Source organism: Streptomyces oceani, from assembly GCF_001751245.1.
Lineage (GTDB): Bacteria > Actinomycetota > Actinomycetes > Streptomycetales > Streptomycetaceae > Streptomyces > Streptomyces oceani.
Genome location: NZ_LJGU01000052.1, coordinates 1 through 452, shown reverse-complemented (window position 1 = coordinate 452; position 452 = coordinate 1). Strand labels below are relative to the sequence as shown.

Sequence of the window (452 nt, the reverse complement as noted above, 5' to 3'; positions counted from 1 at the left end):
GCCCGCCGAGGGCGCGGAGCCGGCCCGGACCGCCCGGACGACCCGGACCGGGAACGACCTGATCGCCTCGCTGCGCGGTCAGCTGATCGTCTCCTGCCAGGCGTATCCCGGGGAGTCGCTGCGGGACGCGGACACGATGCGGCGGATGGCGCTCGCGGTACTCGCCGGCGGAGCCGCGGCGATCCGCGCGCAGGGCCTGGACGACCTGTACGCGATCCGCGCGGCCACCTCGGTGCCGCTGATCGGTCTGTGGAAGGACGGCGAGGCGGAGGTCCGGATCACGCCGACCGCTCACCACGTCACCGCCGTCGCCCGCACCGGCGTGGACGTCGTCGCGCTCGACGCCACCGCGCGACCGCGACCGGACGGCGGTGACCTCGCCACCTCGGTCAGGGCGGCACACGAGGTGGGCTGCCTGGTGATGGCCGACGTCTCCTCGTACGACGAGGGGG

At 75.2% G+C, this 452-nt stretch carries 1 pseudogene; it reads left to right on the top strand.

Going from position 1 to position 452, the window contains the following annotated elements:
• Positions 1-452, top strand: a pseudogene (locus AN216_RS00240) (N-acetylmannosamine-6-phosphate 2-epimerase); the annotation flags it as partial.